General features: G+C 45.3%; 18 protein-coding genes. 13 read left to right on the forward strand and 5 right to left on the reverse strand.

Going from position 1 to position 20,203, the window contains the following annotated elements:
- Positions 1-242: 242 nt before the first annotated feature.
- Complete coding sequence (locus tag ACFW2W_RS06845; protein ID WP_378175104.1) at positions 243-1,601, reverse strand: hypothetical protein; 1,359 nt, start codon at positions 1,599-1,601, stop codon at positions 243-245.
- 549 nt (positions 1,602-2,150) lie between these two features.
- Between ACFW2W_RS06845 and ACFW2W_RS06850 the strand changes: the two genes are divergently transcribed.
- The 5 genes from ACFW2W_RS06850 to ACFW2W_RS06870 all read left to right on the forward strand — a co-directional run bounded on the left by ACFW2W_RS06850 (position 2,151) and on the right by ACFW2W_RS06870 (position 8,610).
- A complete protein-coding gene (locus ACFW2W_RS06850; protein WP_378175107.1) occupies positions 2,151-4,310 on the forward strand; it encodes an adenylate/guanylate cyclase domain-containing protein in 2,160 nt (719 codons plus the stop codon).
- 243 nt (positions 4,311-4,553) lie between these two features.
- The gene (locus ACFW2W_RS06855; protein ID WP_378175110.1) at positions 4,554-5,051 is read left to right on the forward strand and encodes an HNH endonuclease; all 498 of its coding nucleotides are present in this window, start codon (positions 4,554-4,556) and stop codon (positions 5,049-5,051) included.
- Between the two features lie 478 nt (positions 5,052-5,529).
- Positions 5,530-6,828 carry a bifunctional oligoribonuclease/PAP phosphatase NrnA gene (locus ACFW2W_RS06860; protein ID WP_378175113.1) on the forward strand — a complete coding sequence of 433 codons (1,299 nt, stop codon included), beginning with the start codon at positions 5,530-5,532 and terminating at the stop codon, positions 6,826-6,828.
- Between the two features lie 58 nt (positions 6,829-6,886).
- Positions 6,887-7,378 (forward strand): phosphohistidine phosphatase SixA, encoded by a 492-nt coding sequence (gene sixA, locus ACFW2W_RS06865; RefSeq protein WP_378175115.1) that lies wholly within the window; start codon positions 6,887-6,889, stop codon positions 7,376-7,378.
- Between the two features lie 95 nt (positions 7,379-7,473).
- Positions 7,474-8,610: a citrate synthase gene (locus ACFW2W_RS06870; RefSeq protein ID WP_378175118.1), complete on the forward strand. Its 1,137-nt coding sequence runs from the start codon at positions 7,474-7,476 to the stop codon at positions 8,608-8,610.
- 135 nt (positions 8,611-8,745) lie between these two features.
- Here ACFW2W_RS06870 and ACFW2W_RS06875 read toward each other — a convergent pair whose 3' ends face one another.
- The 3 genes from ACFW2W_RS06875 to ACFW2W_RS06885 form a co-directional block, all read right to left on the reverse strand.
- The gene (locus tag ACFW2W_RS06875) at positions 8,746-9,000 is read right to left on the reverse strand and encodes a hypothetical protein (protein ID WP_378175121.1); all 255 of its coding nucleotides are present in this window, start codon (positions 8,998-9,000) and stop codon (positions 8,746-8,748) included.
- A gap of 13 nt (positions 9,001-9,013) precedes the next feature.
- Positions 9,014-9,400: a DUF6883 domain-containing protein gene (locus ACFW2W_RS06880; protein ID WP_378175124.1), complete on the reverse strand. Its 387-nt coding sequence runs from the start codon at positions 9,398-9,400 to the stop codon at positions 9,014-9,016.
- 207 nt (positions 9,401-9,607) lie between these two features.
- The gene (locus ACFW2W_RS06885) at positions 9,608-10,732 is read right to left on the reverse strand and encodes a CD225/dispanin family protein (protein ID WP_378175127.1); all 1,125 of its coding nucleotides are present in this window, start codon (positions 10,730-10,732) and stop codon (positions 9,608-9,610) included.
- 155 nt (positions 10,733-10,887) lie between these two features.
- On the opposite strand from ACFW2W_RS06885, the gene ACFW2W_RS06890 reads away from it, so the two are divergent.
- The 7 genes from ACFW2W_RS06890 to ACFW2W_RS06920 all read left to right on the forward strand — a co-directional run bounded on the left by ACFW2W_RS06890 (position 10,888) and on the right by ACFW2W_RS06920 (position 17,201).
- Positions 10,888-11,733 (forward strand): Rpn family recombination-promoting nuclease/putative transposase, encoded by an 846-nt coding sequence (locus ACFW2W_RS06890; RefSeq protein WP_378175129.1) that lies wholly within the window; start codon positions 10,888-10,890, stop codon positions 11,731-11,733.
- A 171-nt stretch (positions 11,734-11,904) separates the two neighbouring features.
- Positions 11,905-12,156 (forward strand): DUF4351 domain-containing protein, encoded by a 252-nt coding sequence (locus ACFW2W_RS06895; RefSeq protein WP_378175132.1) that lies wholly within the window; start codon positions 11,905-11,907, stop codon positions 12,154-12,156.
- A 286-nt stretch (positions 12,157-12,442) separates the two neighbouring features.
- Positions 12,443-13,561 carry an NADH-quinone oxidoreductase subunit NuoH gene (nuoH, locus tag ACFW2W_RS06900; RefSeq protein WP_378175135.1) on the forward strand — a complete coding sequence of 373 codons (1,119 nt, stop codon included), beginning with the start codon at positions 12,443-12,445 and terminating at the stop codon, positions 13,559-13,561.
- Positions 13,562-13,656: 95 nt separating this feature from the next.
- Positions 13,657-14,241 (forward strand): photosynthetic/respiratory NAD(P)H-quinone oxidoreductase subunit I, encoded by a 585-nt coding sequence (gene ndhI, locus ACFW2W_RS06905; RefSeq protein WP_378175138.1) that lies wholly within the window; start codon positions 13,657-13,659, stop codon positions 14,239-14,241.
- A 93-nt stretch (positions 14,242-14,334) separates the two neighbouring features.
- The gene (locus ACFW2W_RS06910) at positions 14,335-14,967 is read left to right on the forward strand and encodes an NADH-quinone oxidoreductase subunit J (protein WP_378175141.1); all 633 of its coding nucleotides are present in this window, start codon (positions 14,335-14,337) and stop codon (positions 14,965-14,967) included.
- A gap of 15 nt (positions 14,968-14,982) precedes the next feature.
- Positions 14,983-15,294, forward strand: a complete 312-nt coding sequence (gene nuoK, locus ACFW2W_RS06915) for a photosynthetic/respiratory NAD(P)H-quinone oxidoreductase subunit E (RefSeq protein WP_378175143.1) — start codon at positions 14,983-14,985, stop codon at positions 15,292-15,294.
- A gap of 584 nt (positions 15,295-15,878) precedes the next feature.
- A complete protein-coding gene (locus ACFW2W_RS06920; protein WP_378175146.1) occupies positions 15,879-17,201 on the forward strand; it encodes an aconitase/3-isopropylmalate dehydratase large subunit family protein in 1,323 nt (440 codons plus the stop codon).
- Between the two features lie 98 nt (positions 17,202-17,299).
- Here the strand turns inward: ACFW2W_RS06920 and ACFW2W_RS06925 are convergent, their stop codons facing one another.
- Positions 17,300-17,557: a hypothetical protein gene (locus ACFW2W_RS06925; protein ID WP_378175149.1), complete on the reverse strand. Its 258-nt coding sequence runs from the start codon at positions 17,555-17,557 to the stop codon at positions 17,300-17,302.
- A gap of 149 nt (positions 17,558-17,706) precedes the next feature.
- Here ACFW2W_RS06925 and ACFW2W_RS06930 point away from each other — a divergent pair.
- The coding region (locus ACFW2W_RS06930; protein ID WP_378175152.1) for an NACHT domain-containing protein at positions 17,707-20,203 on the forward strand (2,497 nt) is incomplete at its 3' end.

Consider the following 20,203-nt stretch of genomic DNA (forward strand, 5'->3'; position numbering starts at 1 on the left):
AGAGGCGTTTCGTACAGCGATGTCTTTTCGTTTTATTGAGTGGTTGAACCACAATCAGAACGTATTCTTTGCTTATAAAGCTAGTTTGGGCTTTGTTTGGGGTTAAAATTTGTTTAAGTCCCACTAAGGAACCCGACGCTAACTCCAGGCATCCGCTGTCTTCCCCTGACTCAATGATGTAGTTAAGTTTCACCGTCCCGCTTTAAACAGGTAGCCCTCTAAAGTCACTGCCAATTTTCCGGTTATTTCCCATACTTCCGAGAAAAAACTCGATAAGCATTCCCATCAACACTAGGCGACGGGGAGAGACTATCCTCTTCCATATTCACTAAATCGAATTGAACATTTTCCGTATAAATCGTTAAAGTAATTCTTATCACCTCCAAAAAATTAATTACCCAAGAACATTCTTCTTGCGAATATTCTTCATAGTATTGAATTAATTTAGCAAGACAAACTTCTAAATGCGTCCGAGTCGGAGGACAAATTAGAATAATCTTCAGCAGGAGGATTGCTAGAGTAACCGATTTTCCTTCAGAAGCTAATGAAACAAACAGTGAAGAAGGTTCGCCATTATTCTTGATTGTTAAACATTCAATCACCCGTTTACAGGTTTTAATCAGCAGCAGGCTATTGACCTCTTCTTCATCAGCATCTTTATAGAGGAATTCTAAAACTTTCCATAAATCAGTTTGTAAATTCTCTACCTCACCTTTGTTTCCCGTCGAATAAAATAAATATTTTAGTAAGCCTTGCTTAAAATACTTGTACTTCAGTTGTTTGGTTTGTTTTAGGAAAATATTCGCAATGTTTTCATAGCTGAACATACCGCGTTTGGCGATAACTTTTTTAATTAAACGGAGCGCTTGATCGCCCAAAGCCGTAGGATTTTGGTTTTTCTTATTGTTAAATCCAGTAGATTCAGAATGGGCTGTGTACATTGCCAGCTCAAACTTAAACTGGTCTTTTAACTGCTTCGATAATCCTTTAGCAGCTTGGCGCTGTTCTTCTGAATTTTTATTATTAACATACTGGGGGGCTAACAAATAGGAAGCATAACGGCTCTTCCAATGGTCTTGCTCTCGATTTTCATATTTAGAAACAAATAGCTTGAGTTCTTCATAGTCTTGGCTATTAACAAAATCTGCCAGCCAAGTCTTTAGACATTTTACAGCCGGAGATGAGATGCCATTACCGTCAGCAGAATTAGAAATTAATTGAATTAAATCTTGTAAAGCCTGGTAGTGCCGAGCCAATATCCAGTTATTGAGAAGAATATAACAAGAACGCTTTAATGTATTTTTAAAGTCTTCCTCATTTTTAGAAATAAGAATTCTTTTGAGTGCTTGTAGGTGTGCTGAGTCACGCGCTTTGCCCGGATTAATAAATAAAGTTTTAAACTCATATAAAACTAAATCAGGTGTCCATTGCTTAACAATGTCCAAAAAAAATCGACAAATTATTTCCTGAGCTTCCGGAATATTCTGCACCAGCTTGTTTGAATTAGTGAGTGGTTCAATCTGATGAGTATCTGGTAAGACATCCCTGAGTTGGGGAGTCTTGAGAACTCTTGAGTGCTTACTGGTCACTTGAACTTGCATTGCGCTATCGAGAATTCTTTATTCTAAATGTAAACTTTTTCTCTGGAGGATTTGGTGATTGAAAACCTTGATAGCGTATGACAGTCGCCTCACGACTTAGTGAGGCTGGATACCGTATGAATGTGACGCCTGTCACGTAGGGGTCACATTCATGCGGGTAGTAGGTTTGTATACAGCGCGATTTTTAGCACGATTGCCGCCAGTACAAGAGTTCCCAGCCACATCAAGAAGCGGGTGAGTGCTGACTAGTATGCTATTTCATCTGTTTAAGGAGCGGGGTATCATCCATGTTAAAGGCAATGACCATAGAACTACCAATCTCCTTACCCCTAGAAACCGTACTATCTGAACAGAGTGCCCCAAAAGTGTGGAGGGTAGGCATTGCTCATCTAATTTCATGCAACGTCAAAGCAAAATGTTATAAGAGGGCACTTGAAAAATCTGTTTATACAGTTGTTACTTTTTATGTTTTTAAATTTATTTGTTACCTTAAAATAAAAATTTATTTAAGGAGCAAGTCACGCTTATAGTAATACTGAGGAAAATTTAATGGAAACCGTAATGTTGAAGAAGCATTTTCGTAGACTCAAAAGTAAACTTTGTTTACCCAGCTTATTTCTCATTTTACTTCTTCCCTTTGCGGTGGTTGTGTATCAACTCCTAGCTGAAATTAAAGTAGGAATTGATTTTGCACAGAAAGAACAGTTAGGTCTTGACTATAGTTTTCCCTTAATAGAGCTATTAGAAGATGTCGTACAGCATCGCGCCCAAGCAAATTCTCGATTCAGCGGTGATATATTTTTTTCAACAAAAATTACAGCCATTCAGTCTCAAATAGAAGAGGATCTCAAGGCAATTGATGCTGTCGAGGGTCAGATGGGAAACATCCTCAAAACAACCGAAGGCTGGAAGATGCTAAAGAGAAAGTGGCAGGAGCTAAAGAAACAATCACCTACCCTTAGCTCTCAAGAAAGCTTCGATTTCCACACAGCGCTGATTGCAGATATTCTTGCCCTGATTGCCCACGTAGGCGATACTTCCAACCTGATACTCGATCCTGAACTTGACAGTTATTATCTAATGGATACGGTAATAACGAAACTTCCTCCAGCAATTGAAAATACGGCTATAGCAAGAGACTTGGGTACAAATATACTGGAACGAAAACAAATCAATTCAGAGGAAAAAGCACACTTAATCGTTCTATCCAGCTTAATCAAATTGCCAATAGATCAAGTCAACAGAGGAATGCAAGTCGCCTTTCATGAAAATCCCAACTTGCAACCTCAATTAAAACCATCTGCTCAAGAAAGCTTTGCGATAGCTACTGTATTTATAGAGATATTAAATCAAAAAATCATCACCGCTCCGAGCCTTAATATTAAAGAAACCGACTATTTTGCAGCAGGTATGCAAGCCATTGATGCTCAATTTAAACTTTATGATAGTGTTTTTCCAAGTTTAGATAAATTATTACAAATACGCATCGATAAACTGGCTAGGAAAAAGATTTTCATTGAAGCTTTTGCACTTATTGTACTGGCAACAGGAATTTATGTTTTTGTGGCATTTGCCCGCAATCTAAAAAAGCGAGAAGGAGCTGAGAAAGCTTTGCGGCAAGCGGAAGAGAAATATCGCAACATTTATGAAAATGTCGTTAATGGGATCTTTCAGACAACACCTGAAGGACGTTACCTCAGCGCTAATCCGTCTCTTGCCCGCATCTATGGCTACTCTTCCCCAGAGGAACTGATAGCAAAGATCGCCGATATGCAGCGACAACTTTACGTCGAACCGAATCGTCGAGACGAATTTATCAGCCTAGTGCAGAAACACAACATCATCACGGACTTTGAATCTCAGGTTTATCGCAAAGACGGCACCGTAATTTGGATTTCGGAGAATGCGCGTGCTGTGTATGACGCCAAGGGTGCGCTGCTCTATTACGAAGGAACTGTTGTAGACATCACGTATCGTAAAGTAGCGGCAGAAGCTCTGCGCTATCAACAGGAACAATCTGAGCGTCTGCTGCTCAATGTCTTACCCGAATCGATCGCCAAGCGGTTGAAACTGGAGCAAAACACAATTGCTGATAGCTTTGCAGAAGTAACGGTGCTGTTTGCCGACATTGTTAACTTTACAGAGCTTTCGGCTTATAAGCCTCCAAAAGAACTGGTGAATCTGCTCAACAAGATATTCTCCGCCTTCGATCACCTAGCGGAAAAACATGGGTTGGAGAAGATAAAGACAATTGGCGATGCTTATATGGTCGTGGGAGGACTGCCCATACCCAGAGAGGATCATGCAGAAGCGATCGCCCAAATGGCACTCGATATGCAACAAGCGATCGCTAACTTAAACGACAAAACGGGTGAATCTTTCAGCATCCGCATTGGCATCAACACAGGTTCCGTCGTCGCTGGCGTCATTGGCATCAAGAAATTTATCTACGATTTGTGGGGTGACACGGTGAATACCGCTTCTCGGATGGAATCCCACGGTCTTCCAGGGCACATTCAAGTCACCGACTCCACCTACAAGCTACTACAAAATCGGTTTCTATTTAAAGAGCGGGGTGTCATCCACATCAAAGGCAAAGGAGAGATGACAACTTATCTTCTCATCGGCAAAGTCAAAACTGAGTGGTTTGCCAGTGTTGAGGAGAGAGGAGAGAGGAGAGAGGAGAGAGGAGAGAGGAGAGAGGACTGAGGACTGAGGACTGAAAAGAGAGGAGAGAGGACTGAGGACTGAGGACTGAGGACTGAAAAGAGAGGAGTGGGGAGTGAGGAATGAGGAGTGGGGAGTGGGGAGTGGGGAGTGGGGAGTGAATGAAAACAGGAATTTTTCCCTGCTCCTCTGCTCCTGTGCCCCCTCTCTATCTCTCGATCCTGACAGCGTTTGGGTTAACTGTGTTACCATCTGAAAAAATCTTCTCTATATCTCAATCACCCTATGGGCAAGGTTCTGGTGTTAAACGCCTCTTATGAACCGCTCAACATCACCAGCTGGCGGCGGGCGGCTGTCTTGTTGATCAAAGGGAAAGCAGAGCGGGTTGAACACAACGGCAAATACGTCTACTCAGATTTTCCACTTCCGACGGTAATTCGGCTGCGCTACTATGTCCGGGTTCCTTACAAGGAAATTCCCCTGACTCGTCGAAATATCCTCCACCGCGATAGTCATTCTTGTCAATATTGCGGTTATACCGGGGACGATTTAACGCTCGATCATGTAATTCCCCGCTCTCGTCGCGGCGGCGATACGTGGGAAAACATTGTCACCGCTTGCGTGCGCTGCAATGTCAACAAAGGCAGCCGTACCCCTAAAGAAGCTAACATGATTTTGCGGCAGCCGCCCCGCAAGCCTTACAGTAGTCTGCACTTTGAAGTTGCGAAACACCTCAAAAGTGGTACGCATCAGGAGTGGAAAAAATATGTGATTGGCCTTTAGCCCCCTGCATTGAGATCGACTGCGGGGGGTTTTTAAAATTTGGCTGGTGAAGGGACTGGCAAGTACGGGTAGTGCCCCTACGACTAGGGGCTGAGGAACATTGCACCCTTCCTCAAGCCCTCATCGCCAATCGGTAGCAAATCATTGAGCAAGAGCGCAACGGTAAAAGGTCAAGACCGGAAAACGCGACCACAGGGGGAGTGTCGTTTGCCAGTTTTTTTGTCAAGATCGATGAATAGGTAGGTCTATATCAAGACAAGATCAAGACAAGCGTAATCACGGCATCTGGCGGAAACCTGTTTTCGCAGTAAAGAGGAGAACTTTCGCGGCATTTACAAGGGTTTCTATACTGCACTTTTTTATTCCCTGTGGGGGATTGACTGACTGTCAAATATTTGGCAGGAAGCGTGAGGAGAGAGACCGTTGCAGCAACTGAAATACTAATTTTATAGCCTTGCACACCTGCATTATCCATAATATGCCATCTAATTTGCTTAAGCCTCTGAATGGTTCTCCAATCGCCGCCGAGTCAAAGCCTTTAGACACCAAGTCGGATTCGGAATCTGTGGTTGAAATTCAACAAACACAAACAGAGACGACTCCCACACAGACAGTGAATGGATCTGGTAATTATTCAGCAAGAGCGTCGAGCGAACCACCATTGGAAAGAATCGTGGAATCGCTACGACAGACTTTAGAGCGTCATCGGGGCGATCGCCATCTGGTAATTCTCCAAGATTTCCCCGATCCGGATGCTCTTTCGGGTGCTTGGGCGTATCAACTGATTGCCAAGCAGTACAACATCCAATGCGAAATTGTGTACGCAGGCACCCTCAGCCACCAAGAAAATATTGCCCTGGTTAAACTCACAGGTTTACCAGCAAAACGCTTGGGCGTCCAGTGCCTGAAGGAGAAGGAGAAGGACTTGTCTGTGTATCAGGGCTGTGTTCTGATTGATAACCAGGGCACCACCTGTCAATTACTGCCTTGGGTGCAAAAGGCAGGAATCCCGATTACGGTTGTGATTGACCATCACAGCATACAGACGGAACTTAATGCTGAATTTACGGATATTCGCCCTTCCACACGAGCCACGGCGACGATTTTAACCCAGTACCTCCAAGCAGGGTTACTGAAGCTGGATAGCAGTGTTGGCGAACACGTAAAATGTGCCACAGCATTAATGCATGGTCTGAGGTCAGACACGAACCGGCTGATGCAAGCTCAGGAAGAGGATTTTCAGGCGGCGGGGTATCTCAGCCGTTTTTATGATGCTCAGCTGCTGAATGCAATCTTGCAGGCGTATCGCTCAAAACGGGTGATGGATGTAATCGAGCGATCGCTTACTAACCGCACTGTGCAAAATAACTTCTCCATCGCCGGTGTTGGTTATCTTCGCTATGAAGACCGAGATGCCATCCCCCAAGCGGCAGACTTTCTAGTAACAGAAGAAAACGTCCACACTGCTGTCGTCTACGGTATTGTCCACGACGAAGACGAAGAACTAGAAGTCGTGATTGGCTCCCTGAGAACCAGCAAGCTGACTCTCGACCCGGACGAGTTTATCAAAGAAGCCTTTGGTCAAGACAGTCACGGACGCTTTTTTGGCGGCGGACGACTCTCAGCAGGCGGCTTTGAAATTCCGATGGGATTCTTGGGCGGTTTCAATGAAAATTCCGAGTACGCCAAGATGAAATGGGAAGTTTTTGACACCCAAATCAAGCAAAATCTGCTTCGGTTGGTCAACCCAAAAGACCATCTGCTTCATGGTGAGTAGAAGAAGAATGGAAGAATGGAAATTGCTACTCTTCCATTCTTCAATGAGAAATTAACCAATGGAACTTTATCTGATTCGCCACGGAATCGCCGCTGAGGCATCTGAGGACGCTAATGACGAGGAGCGATCGCTTACCCGTGAGGGACACAAAAAAACCGCTAAAGTGGCAAAACGACTCGATGAAATCGGTCTGCGCTTCGACCTGATCCTAACCAGTCCCTTAGTGAGGGCACGCCAAACCGCCGAAATTCTTGTCGCCGCAGGTTTGTGCCCCCATTTGGAAGAATCAAGCTGCCTTGCTCCCGCTGGTGACATTAAAACTTGGCTAAGTTGGTTAGAAGCATGGCAGCTTGGGGGCGGTATGAAGTTAGCCCTTGTGGGACATCAGCCAAACTTAGGCAATTGGGCAGAAATTTTGGTGTGGGACGCTACTCAAGAAGCTTTAATCCTGAAAAAAGCAGGCATGATTGGATTAACCTTACCGTCAGCGCGATCGCCCGTGGGTCATAGCCAGATGTTTTTACTCACCTCTCCCAAGTGGCTGTTATGACACTCGTACAAAAATTCTGGTAATACGGGCGACTGCAAAAGCAGTTTCTGGTAAGGTAACTTGAGTAGTGTTCCCCTCACCCAATCCGTAGCAACATGACTGTCTGCGAGTATAAACCAGGTTTAGAAGGCATTCCCGCTGCCCAATCCAGTATCAGCTATGTCGATGGAAAACAGGGAATACTGGAATATCGCGGCATTCGCATCGAAGACCTCGCAGAAAAGAGTACCTTCCTAGAAACGTCGTATTTATTAATTTGGGGTACACTCCCAACTAAGGAAGAACTTGAGGCCTTTGAAGGTGAAATTCGCTATCATCGGCGGATCAAATATCGCATCCGGGACATGATGAAGTGTTTTCCGGAAACCGGGCATCCAATGGATGCGCTGCAAGCTTCTGCCGCTGCTTTGGGTCTGTTTTACTCCCGTCGCGCTTTAGATAACCCCGCTTACATTCGGGAAGCGGTGGTGCGCCTCCTAGCAAAGATTCCCACAATGGTGGCAGCGTTCCAACTGATGCGGAAAGGCAACGACCCCGTGCGACCCCGCGATGACTTAGACTATTCTGCGAACTTCTTGTATATGCTGAACGAGCGGGAACCCGACCCCCTCGCCGCGCAGATTTTAGATGTCTGCTTGACACTTCATGCAGAACATACGATGAACGCCTCCACCTTCTCGGCACGGGTGACGGCTTCAACCCTGACCGACCCATACGCAGTAATTGCCTCAGCTGTGGGAACTTTGGCAGGACCACTACATGGAGGGGCGAATGAAGAAGTCATCACCATGTTAGAAGAAATTGGCTCGGTGGAAAATGTCGGTGCGTGGCTAAAGGATGCCTTACAGCGCAAAGCGAAAATTATGGGCTTTGGTCATCGCGTCTACAAAGTGAAAGACCCGCGAGCGACCATTCTACAAAACTTGGCAGAAAAACTGTTTGAGAAATTTGGTCACGATAAGTATTACGACATCGCTGTGGAGTTGGAACGGGCGGTAGAGGAAAAATTAGGCGAAAAAGGAATTTACTCAAACGTAGATTTCTATTCGGGTCTAGTTTACCGAAAGATGGGCATTCCTACAGATTTGTTTACACCCGTGTTTGCGATCGCTCGTGTTGCTGGTTGGCTGGCTCACTGGAAGGAACAGTTAGGAGAAAACCGCATCTATCGTCCGACTCAAATTTATACGGGTTCCCGCGAAGCTAGCTACATTCCTATAGAACAGCGATAGTTGTCTAGAACCCGAAAAAATGCGATCGCTTCTGACAAAAATTGTATGAGGAAGCGATCGCTTTTCGTAAAAATAGGGGAAAACGCAGGAAGCGATCGCTAACATTGTAAAAACCTTCCTTACCAGCCGAAACTATTACCTAGTGCTAACATCGACCTTTTTCGAGGCGGTATCCAAGAGAGCAAATTGTTCAGGACTAAGAATAACGTTTTCGTATTCAAAGCCTCCAACCAAACTTTCATTAGGAATGGCAATATCCACGGCATAACCTTCGGGATTTTCATAGCATTCCACTACTGTTCCCAGTGTACTTCTGGGAATAACTCGGTTGCCGAAGTCTGCTTGAACTTCCACTAATGTTTCTATCCGATCGTATAGTTTAGCTTTCATCGTCATTTTCCTATCATTGGTCTACTTCGAGCCAGTTTGTGATTAGCCTAGGAACATCTTTGCCATTGTCAATCTGCCAGTTGGTGACAAGGGTTCCTTCCCTGCCATTTAACCCCTGAATCCTTACCCGTACCTGAAAACGAAGACCATAGATGCTAGTTTGACCTTGGGTTGCTGGTACATTGGCAAGAACTTGACGCAGTTGGTTGATGACATCTTGTGCAGCAGCATTACGACTCTCAGCACTTTCCACATCGTATCCAATTGCCGCAAATGCCATCCACTTTCTCTGATTAGCAGGATTATTCGGATTCATCGAATATTCCTCGAATTTGCGAGGATCTATTTCGGCATCCTGTGCCCTCGTCAAGGGATCGCCGGAGTTCCAATTCTGGCTCATTTACTGCACCACAACATAGTCAAAGTCTGACGAGCGATCGCGTTTTTTCTGTAGCGTAGATGGGAGGAGCGATCAATTATCCTAAAAATAGGGGGAAAGGAGGAAGCGATCGCTTTTTGCAAAAACTGAGGTTAAGAGGGAGCGCTCTTTTTTCACCAAAACACAATTATATAAGTTTTAGTATTCCTGGTTGTCAACGCTAGCCTGTTATTGCTGACACATAGCGGCATGAAGAAAATCAGGATCAACTGCACCTTTAATTCTTGTATTCACAGTTAAAAATCCTATAATTTCATTATTTTCATTTACGATTATAGGTGGCTGATTGGTATTAGTTTTATAAGCACTTGTATCGGAAATACGGCTTCCATAATCGCCAACTCGATTCCAAACACTTTTAGAGGTGACACGACTTCCAAACTCACCAACTTGATTGCAAATAGATTTTTCATTAATCCTATCACTAGAAATAATTCCAAGGAATACATTGTCAGCCCCCATTAGATAAGCATGACCATCAAGTTGAGACAAGGCATTATGTACTGGATTTGTTTCTAGATATGTTTCAATTGGAGGCAGATATTCTGATGGGTGAGATATTACTGCTGGGGGTACATATGGAGCTATTGATTGCTGTCTTGTTGCCACTTGTCTCTGAATAGATTTTTGGAATCCCTGTCGGAATCCATGAACAAAGGCTGTAACAAAGATAAAACCCCCGATACTTACTCCTATAATGCACGATATTTTTGCCTTCTTAGATGCAGATAAAGCACTGTCATAATCACCTTGCTGATATTTACTTTTAACTTGGCTAGCAAAAGAAATACCAACTAATCCAGCAGGAATGCAGGCAAATAGGGTGACTAAAATGGATGGAACCAAGTAAGTGCGAGGACAGGAAGTTTTACTTTGAAATTGAATCCTGGGAGAAGCTATAATTTTTAAATTATCCTGATTTGTTGAAGTTTTTGAATTTTCGGAAACGGAATTTTTTGTGCTAGGAATACTGGTTTCCGATTGAGCGTTATTCCCCACGCTCGTAGCCTCAAAGTCTTGACTCCAAGATGGAAATTCATCACCTGTCAGACGCCCATAAACCTTGACTCTCTTGATACACTCAACCCCCAATTGAGTTATCCATTTACGAATGAATGTGACGAGGGCTTGCTGATTCGGCACTTGAGCTGATTCCAGCATGATTTGTAGGCAATCATCCTTAAGGGTAGCTTTCGCTGTGATGCCTTTGGGTTGCAGTTGGTGGTTAATTAGGGATGCGATCGCCCTCACATCTCCTGCGCGAGCGAGTTCCAGAAGATTCGTCTGAGTCATAACGAATAGAGGTGAGGAGCGATAGAAAATAACCTTCTATTTAAGTATTCCCAGCGCTAGACGATAAATCGCTATTTCTCAGAAGTTTTTGCGCGATCGCTTTGATTCACCTTTCCCCAGTAAAGTAAGCAAAGAATCTCAACACCCGCTTACCATTGGCTACCGACAATATTTGCAAATATCTGGCAGAACAGTACCCAGCCGAGTTTGTGTTATGGCTACTCGAAGCTGAGCCTACTGATATTCAGGTACTTAAAACCGAACTCAGTACAGAACCGATTCGCGCCGATTCCCTCACCCTGCTGCAAACTGGCAATCGGATCTTGCACATCGAATTCCAAACCCTGCCAGCATCCGATCCCCCACTGCCATTTAGAATGCTGGATTACTGGGTACGACTGTATCGACAGTATCGCTGTCCCATTGAGCAAGTTGCGATCTTTCTAAAATCCACCACTTCAGAAGCCGTCTTTACCAACCAGTTCACCGACACCAACACCCAGCACCGATACCGAGTCATCCGAATGTGGGAGCAAGATCCCGCCTTTTTTCTGGGAAATATCGCTCTCTTACCACTAGCTGCGCTAGCTAGAAGCGACTCACCCCAAACCCTACTGGAGCAAGTAGTTGCCCAGCTCGATATGATTGAGGAACCAGAGCAGCGGGGGAATGTTGCAGCTTGTATCGAGGTGCTGGCTGGTTTGCGCTTTGACGAAAATTTAATTCGCCAACTTTTGAGGGAGGAAATTATGCAGGAATCAGTAACCTATCAAGCCATCATCCGAAAGGGGGTGCAACAAGGAAAGCAAGAAGGCAAGAAAGAGGAGGCACTATCACTCATTATGCGTCAGCTGGCGCGGCGTCTGGGTGCAGTTGACCAACAGATGCAAGAGCGGATTCAAGCGTTACCCATCGCTCAATTAGAGGAATTGGGGGAGGCGCTGTTGGATTTTACCGCACCAACGGATTTAGCCGTCTGGTTCGAGGAGCATCAGTCATAATTACACAGGCGAACTGACTTTTTCTGTGCAACGCGCGAACTGACTTTTTCTGCGCTTCGATATCGCACTTTCACACGCCACAAGTGAGCGAACTGACTTTTTCTGCGCTTCGCGCGAACTGACTTTTTCTTTGACGAGAGTTTAATTCGCCAACTTTTGAGGGAGGAAATTATGCAGGAATCAGTAACCTATCAAGCCATCATCCGAAAGGGAGTGCAACAAGGAAAGCAAGAAGGCAAGAAAGAGGAGGCACTATCACTCATTATGCGTCTGCTGGCGCGGCGTCTGGGTGCAGTTGACCCACAGATGCAAGAGCGGATTCAAGCGTTACCCATCGCTCAATTAGAGGAATTGGGGGAGGCGCTGTTGGATTTCACCGCAGCAAGCGATTTAGCCGTCTGGTTCGAGGAGCATCAGTCATAATTACACAGGCGAACTGACTTTTTCTGTGCAACGCGATCACACTTTCACACGCCACAACTGAGCGAACTGACAAGTCAGCGCAACGCGCGATCGCACCTCCCTCTTCCTCACCACAGAAAACTTTAACTTAAGGATAAGTAGAATTTCTCATTTGCTGCGCTGGGCTGGACGCGCTCCAACGATATACTAGGCAGTGGAGCTGAAAAAAATCTTCACAAAAGAACAGATAGATTGATTCGATACATCTTGTCTCGAATTGTCCTAGTAATTACTTCGTTCGGGAAACATGAACCCAGGTATTGACCTACAAGGAACTTTTATCCAATCCCTCAGGGATCTGGGCATCCCAGCAGGTGCCGCCAAAGCCATTTGGATGCCGCTGCCGATGTTTCTGATGATTATTGGTGCTACCGTAGGGGTGCTGGTGGTCGTCTGGCTGGAGCGGAAGATTTCTGCTGCGGCTCAGCAGCGAATCGGACCAGAATTCGCAGGGCCACTGGGTGTTTTGCAGCCAGTCGCCGATGGTCTGAAGCTGGTTTTTAAAGAAGATATTGTCCCAGCCAAGACCGACAGCTTGCTATTCACGCTAGGCCCAATCATCGTCGTCATCCCAGTGTTTTTGTCCTTCCTGATCGTGCCGTTTGGGCAAAACCTGGTAATCTCTAACGTCGGAATCGGCGTCTTTTTGTGGATTGCCCTCTCCAGCATTCAGCCGATTGGCTTGCTGATGTCCGGCTATTCTTCAAACAACAAGTATTCCCTACTAGGGGGTTTAAGGGCGGCAGCGCAGTCGATTAGTTACGAAATTCCCCTAGCGCTTTCGGTACTTGCGATCGCGATGATGTCCAACAGTCTTAGCACTATCGACATCGTAGAACAGCAATCCAGCTACGGCATCCTCAGCTGGAACGTCTGGCGGCAACCCGTGGGGTTCCTCATCTTTTGGATTGCCGCTTTGGCAGAATGCGAACGACTCCCCTTTGACCTGCCAGAAGCCGAAGAAGAACTGGTTGCCGGTTATCAGACCGAATACGCCGGGATGAAATTCGGTCTATTTTACATCGGCTCCTACGTCAACCTCGTCCTCTCCGCCCTGCTAGTTGCCATCTTGTATCTAGGCGGATGGGAATTTCCCATTCCCATCTCAATGTTAGGCAGCTGGCTAGGAGTCAATGAAACCAGTCCCTGGTTGCAGGTGATTGATGCAGCACTGGGGATCACCATGACCCTCCTCAAAGCCTACTTCCTAGTTTTCATCGCTGTTCTGCTGCGCTGGACTGTACCACGGGTTCGCATTGACCAACTACTCGATCTAGGGTGGAAGTTTCTGCTCCCAGTGTCTTTAGTCAACCTGCTACTGACCGCAGCACTAAAATTAGCATTTCCCGTTGCTTTTGGCGGGTAATTGGTAATCGGTAATGGGTAATAAATCGTGGGAAAAATTACCTTTTTCTACAATCACCAATAACCGATTCTCTAATAAGAGAGAGACACAGAACAATGCTCAAGTTCCTCAAACAAGTTGGCGATTACGCCAAAGAAACCGTCCAAGCGGCTCGATATATTGGTCAAGGATTGTCTGTAACCTTTGACCATATGCGGCGGCGTCCGATTACAGTCCAGTACCCCTACGAAAAACTCATTCCCTCCGAGCGCTTCCGGGGTCGAATTCACTTTGAATTTGATAAGTGCATTTCCTGTGAAGTCTGCGTGCGGGTTTGTCCCATCAACCTACCAGTAGTGGATTGGGAGTTTGACAAAGCAAGCAAAAAGAAACTGCTCAAGCACTACAGCATCGACTTCGGAGTTTGTATCTTTTGCGGCAACTGCGTGGAATACTGCCCAACCAATTGCCTGTCGATGACCGAAGAGTACGAGCTTAGCACCTACGACCGTCATGAATTGAATTATGACAACGTGGCACTGGGTCGCCTGCCGTACAAGGTCACGCAAGACCCAATGGTGACGCCGCTGCGCGAACTTGTCTACCTACCCAAGGGCGTCATGGACCCGCACGACCTGCCAGAAGGTTCGCGTGGCGCTGGTCAGCTTCCAGAGGAAATTCTGGAACAAACGGAAAAATAAAAGTTATTAGTCATTCGTCATTAGTCACTCGCAAAAAACTAATGATTAATGACTAATGACTAATGAACTACTGACTACTGACAAAGGACAAAAATGAATCTAGCTGAAGGCGTTCAGATTGTTTCGTTTGGCCTGCTGTCGCTGATGATGATTGGCTCAGCTTTAGGGGTGGTGCTGTTTTCTAATATTGTCTACTCAGCCTTCTTACTGGGCGGAGTTTTTATCAGCATCGCTGGGCTGTATCTTCTTCTCAATGCAGACTTTGTAGCGGCAGCGCAGGTTCTCATTTATGTTGGAGCTGTTAACGTCCTGATTTTGTTTGCCATCATGCTGGTAAACAAGCGGGAGGATTTTGCACCCATTCGCAATCGCTGGATTCGCCAGGGGTCTACTGCTCTGGTTTGTATCGGTTTATTTGCGCTTCTGGGTACGATGGTAATCAGAACTCCCTGGACTTTAGCTATCTTGACCACTCCCGTTGAAAGTAGCATTGTGCAGATTGGTCTGCATTTCTTCAGTGACTTTTTGTTACCCTTTGAGTTGGCCTCTGTGTTGTTGTTAATGGCAATGGTGGGCGCAATTATTCTGGCGCGTCGTGAGTACATTCCAGGAGAAATTACACCTCAGCTAACTCAACCAACCGCTTTAACGTTGCCAGAACGTCCCCGCGAACTTTTGACGGTCGGCACCGAAAGCACTAAACTCCCCATAGATACCAACACATAGAAACCCAGAAAACTCATGCACCTGCAACTTCAGTATTTTCTACTGTTAGCCGCTGCCCTCTTCTGCATCGGCATCTATGGCTTGATTACCAGCCGTAATGCTGTTCGCGTGCTGATGTCGATTGAATTGCTGCTGAATTCTGTAAACCTGAATTTAATGGGTTTTTCCAATTTCCTCGATCCTCAAGAAATTAAAGGTCAGGTTTTTGCCGTCTTTGTAATTACTGTTGCAGCCGCTGAAGCTGCTGTGGGTCTGGCGATTGTGCTGTCGATATATCGCAACCGCGAGACGGTGGACATGGAGCAGTTTAATCTGTTGAAGTGGTAATGGGTAATGGGTAATGGGTAATGAGAGTTTTGAGTTGAAGAGAGTTCTTGAATTCAAAATTAAGACACGATTTATCGCGTCTCTAGAACTGAAAAGTTTTTACTTGTACTAATTACCCATTATTCCTTACTAGCGACCTAGAAAAATTATTAATTAATATTTATGTCTCTAAAGTAAATTGATGAATCCACGAGCGTTTTTAGTATTCATATTTATCTCTATAAGGTTATACCCTTCTTTTTAATTTTGTCGAGCGGGTTTGTTGCTAAATAAGTTTCAGTAATTGACTTTGTTCCTTGGCGCTAATCTAATTAGGGATGTAGGTTACACCTAAAATTGTTACAGTTTCAACATCCAAGAGGATTCTTAAACTTAATTGTTTCTGGTCTGCGGCTAACCTGATAAATTTTAGTGGTTAAAATCGGTGGAACTGGCGAGAGCAAAACACTTCAGGCATCCAGCCCACATCTATCATTAGTATTAGTTGTCTGAAATACATTGTTATAGAATGACAGAGTGCTGGAGAAAATAGGCATTATCAAATAAAAGCGATCGCGTCTTTGCAAGGAAAGAGGAAAATAGCTATGGGGATGACCCTCACCGAAAAAATCTTGGCTCGTGCCTCCGGTCGGTCTGTTGTCGAACCGACGGAAAATATTTGGGTTAACGTTGATTTGTTAATGACCCATGACGTTTGTGGCCCCGGTACAATCGGAGTATTCAAGCGCGAATTTGGCGCAGATGCCAAAGTCTGGGACAAAGAAAAGATTGTTTTGATTCCAGACCATTACATTTTTACTGCCGACGAACGCGCTAACCGCAACGTTGATATTCTGCGCGACTTTGCCAAAGAGCAAGACATTAAATATTTCTACGACATCACCGACCGAGCCGACTTTAAAGCCAATCCCGATTACAAAGGTGTTTGCCACATTGCCCTAGCACAAGAAGGTCACACCCGTCCTGGGGAAGTGCTGTTTGGTACCGATTCCCACACCTGCAACGCGGGCGCTTTTGGTCAGTTCGCCACCGGCATCGGCAACACGGACGCTGGTTTCATTATGGGCACCGGCAAGCTGCTGATTAAAGTCCCGGCGACGATGCGCTTTGTCTTTGATGGCGAGATGCCGAATTACCTGTTGGCGAAAGACCTAATCTTGCAAATCATTGGAGATATTGGTGTTGCTGGAGCCACCTATCGGGCGCTGGAATTTGCCGGTAGTACCATCGACGGTCTTTCGATGGAAGACCGGATGACGCTGTGTAATATGGCGATTGAGGCGGGTGGTAAAAATGGCACTGTCGCCCCAGATGAGACGACGTTTGAGTACGTCCGCGCCCGGACTGACAAGCCTTTCGAGCCAGTTTATACGGATGCTGATGCTCGTTTCTACTCAGATCGGCATTATGATGTCTCCAAGTTAGAGCCGGTAGTCGCTAAGCCCCATTCTCCAGATAATCGTGCTTTGGCGCGGGAATGCCGGGATGTCAAGATTGACCGAGTTTATATCGGTTCCTGCACTGGCGGCAAAACCTCAGATTTTATGTACGCAGCCCGCATTCTTAAGGGACAGCAGGTGAAGGTTCCTACTTATCTAGTACCGGCAACGCAGAAAGTCTACGAAGACTTGTTCGCGCAGAAGTACGAAGGACAAACCCTGTCTGAGATTTTCTTGGCGGCTGGTTGCATTGAGCCTGCTGCACCTTCCTGCGCCGCTTGTTTAGGTGGCCCCAAGGATACTTTCGGGCGGATGAATGAGCCGGAAATTTGCGTTTCTACGACTAACCGCAATTTCCCCGGTCGGATGGGGAATAAAGAGGCGGGGATTTATCTGGCTTCGCCTTATACGGCTGCGGCTTCGGCGTTGACTGGATATGTCACTGATCCCCGCGAGTTTCTGGGTTAAACGCTCTCGGTACGCAAAAGAAAAGCTCTTTGCGTACCGAGAGTGATTTCCTTGGCGTTACTCTGCGTTAAAAAATTTTCCGATACAGTTCCTCTTAATCAGCCAAGGTTATCGATCAGGTCAATATAATTGATCCAACCTTGGAAGATGTCTTGAATAGTCCCGCTATTTTCCTCAACAAACTGGCTACCTTCCTCTGAAAAAGGCGATGATGCGATCGCATCATCTAATTCGCCGAAAAGATCCGTCAGCGCACTTCCTCCGACGCAGGTAGCGGCTGCTTCATCGGCAAGTTCTTCCCATAAGGGGGACTCAACAGAGATGTTCGCTTGCTTGTTAATGGTGCTTTCTTTCATAAAAAACCTCTCAGCATCAAAATTATCTGATATTAACTCCATACTAATTGGTGGTAGCGATCGCTCTTTCGAGACTCGCACGCTCAAAGCGATCGCGCCAACATACTCGCTATACTCGTAGTCTACGGAATTCAGTAGGTACGAGTATTATGATGGATTGGTTACTGGTCTGGGGAGTTTATACTGTCGCCGGATTTGTGTTTACAGAGGTGCTGGCTCCTTTAGCAAGAGGAGTTTTAGAGGATTACGTCAAAGATTTTTTCAAAGACAGCATCAAGGATTTTACGGGATTATTCCAGAAAGATACTCTGCAAAAGGCAGCGGGTAAAGCTCTGAAGGAATTTTTGCAATTGGTGCAGCAGGAACTAGAAAGCGCTGACCTTTCTGAGGAACAACTGAAACAATATACTAAATCGTTAAACAAATTTATTAACGATGCCTCAGTTAAAAAAATACTGGGCAGTGCTTTTCAATATGACTGTCAAGCTATAGATACTAAAGAATTATCTAAAATTTGGTATCGCCTTGATTTGTTGTCTTTACCAGAAGATTTTGATTGGGGACGGATTGGTAAGCTTTATCTCAATAAGGTTAAAGCCATCATCCGCGAATCAGACGAATTACGCACTATACTGGACTCTCAAAATTTGGAAGCAATTCAGCAAAGCACTAAAGAATTGGCTGGAATTTCTCCGGAATTTGACTTAAAGCGGTATCAGGAAGGGCTGCAAGAGCGATACGGGAATCTTAATTTAGATAGTTTAGATACGAGTGTTTACGACTATCGAGAAAAACTCAAGGTATGGCAAATTTTTCTAGCACAAAATGTGCGAGAATGCCAGGAATATTTACCCCAAGTTTACGAAATTCCTAAAGAACACCAAAAACGGCTGAGGGAAAGTAACCAACTCCAAGCAGACGTTAACCCAGAGGAGTGGGAACGATACAAACAGGTTTATTATCAACAGCCTATTTGCTCAGTTTTAGATATTGTTAATGACTCTCAAAGTTATCCTTGTGTTGTAATTTTGGGCGATCCCGGTTCTGGGAAGTCTACGTTGTTGCAATACATCGCTTTGAATTGGGCAAGAACGCCTCTCAATACTGTTATAGAACAGCCGATTCCGTTGCTGATTGAATTGCGGACTTACATTCGCAATCGGGACTCTGGAGAGTGCAAGGATTTTCTAGAATTCTTTCACAAGGGCTGTGGAATTGTCTGTCGCCTCAATCAGCATGAACTTCACGAACTGCTAAAAGATGGTAAGGTTTCGGTGATGTTTGATGGGTTGGATGAAGTGTTCGATCCAGCGAAACGGGAGGAGGTAATTACTGATATCCATCGCTTCACCAATGATTATCCGAAGGCGCGGGTAATTGTCACTTCTCGCATTATTGGCTATAAATCGCAACGTCTGCGAGATGCCCAGTTTCGTCACTTCATGCTGCAAGATTTAGAGCCAGGTCAAATTAAGGACTTTATCAACCGATGGCATGAATTAACTTTCACTGATGAAGCAGATAAAGTTAGAAAGCGGGAGCGACTGCAAAGGGCAATTGAGACTTCTTCAGCGATTGGGGAACTGGCGGGAAATCCTCTCCTGCTGACAATGATGGCGATTTTAAACCGCAATCAAGAATTGCCAAGAGATAGACCAGAACTCTACAACCAAGCCTCGCGGTTACTGCTGCATCAATGGGATGTGGAGCAGAAATTGCTAGAAAATCCGAGGATAGATTCGGTAACGATTGACTATCAAGATAAGCAGGCGATGTTGCGTCAGGTTGCCTACCACATGCAAGCTAGTGAAAAAGGTTTGGCTGGCAACTTGATTAGTGCAGATGATTTAGAAAAGATTTTGACTGATTATCTGAAAACTATAGAAGTTGAGCAAGCGAGAACTGTTGCTAGATTACTGATTGAGCAACTGCGACACCGTAACTTTATTTTGTGTTTCTTGGGTGCAGATTACTATGCTTTTGTGCATCGGACGTTTTTAGAATACTTCTGTGCCTGCGAATTTGTTGAGCGGTTTGGGAAACGGGGACTTGAAGGGGGTTTGACGCTTGAAGAACTCAAAACGGAGGTTTTTGGTAAGCACTGGCAGGATGAGTCTTGGCATGAAGTGCTGCGGCTGATTGCGGGGATGATTAATACGAGCTTTGCAGGTAAAATTTTAGATTATCTGATGGCGCAAAAGGGCGAAAATGAAAAGTTTATCAATCTATTTTTAGCAGATAAGTGCCTTTCAGAAGTGAGGAATCGCTCATCGATTGCAGCAACAACTGACCAACTCCTCAATGATCTGAAGGACTTAACTCAGTATGACCTTCCTTATGATTACGCTTTCTATGGAGATGAGGCAAAATTGGTTACGGAAATTCGCACGCAAGCCGTCTCATCTGTCGCCACAACTTGGAAAGAAGACCCGGATACCTTACCTTGGCTCAAACAACGGGCGCAAACCGATGACAATTCGGATGTGCGACGTGCGGCGGTGCAAGAATTAGCCCGTGGTTGGAAAGAAGACCCGGATACCTTACCTTGGCTCAAACAACGGGCGCAAACCGATGACAATTCGGATGTGCGACGTGCGGCGGTGCAAGAATTAGCCCGTGGTTGGAAAGAAGACCCGGATACCTTAA

This window comes from Coleofasciculus sp. H7-2 (assembly GCF_042747725.1).
Classification (GTDB): Bacteria; Cyanobacteriota; Cyanobacteriia; order Cyanobacteriales; family FACHB-T130; genus FACHB-T130.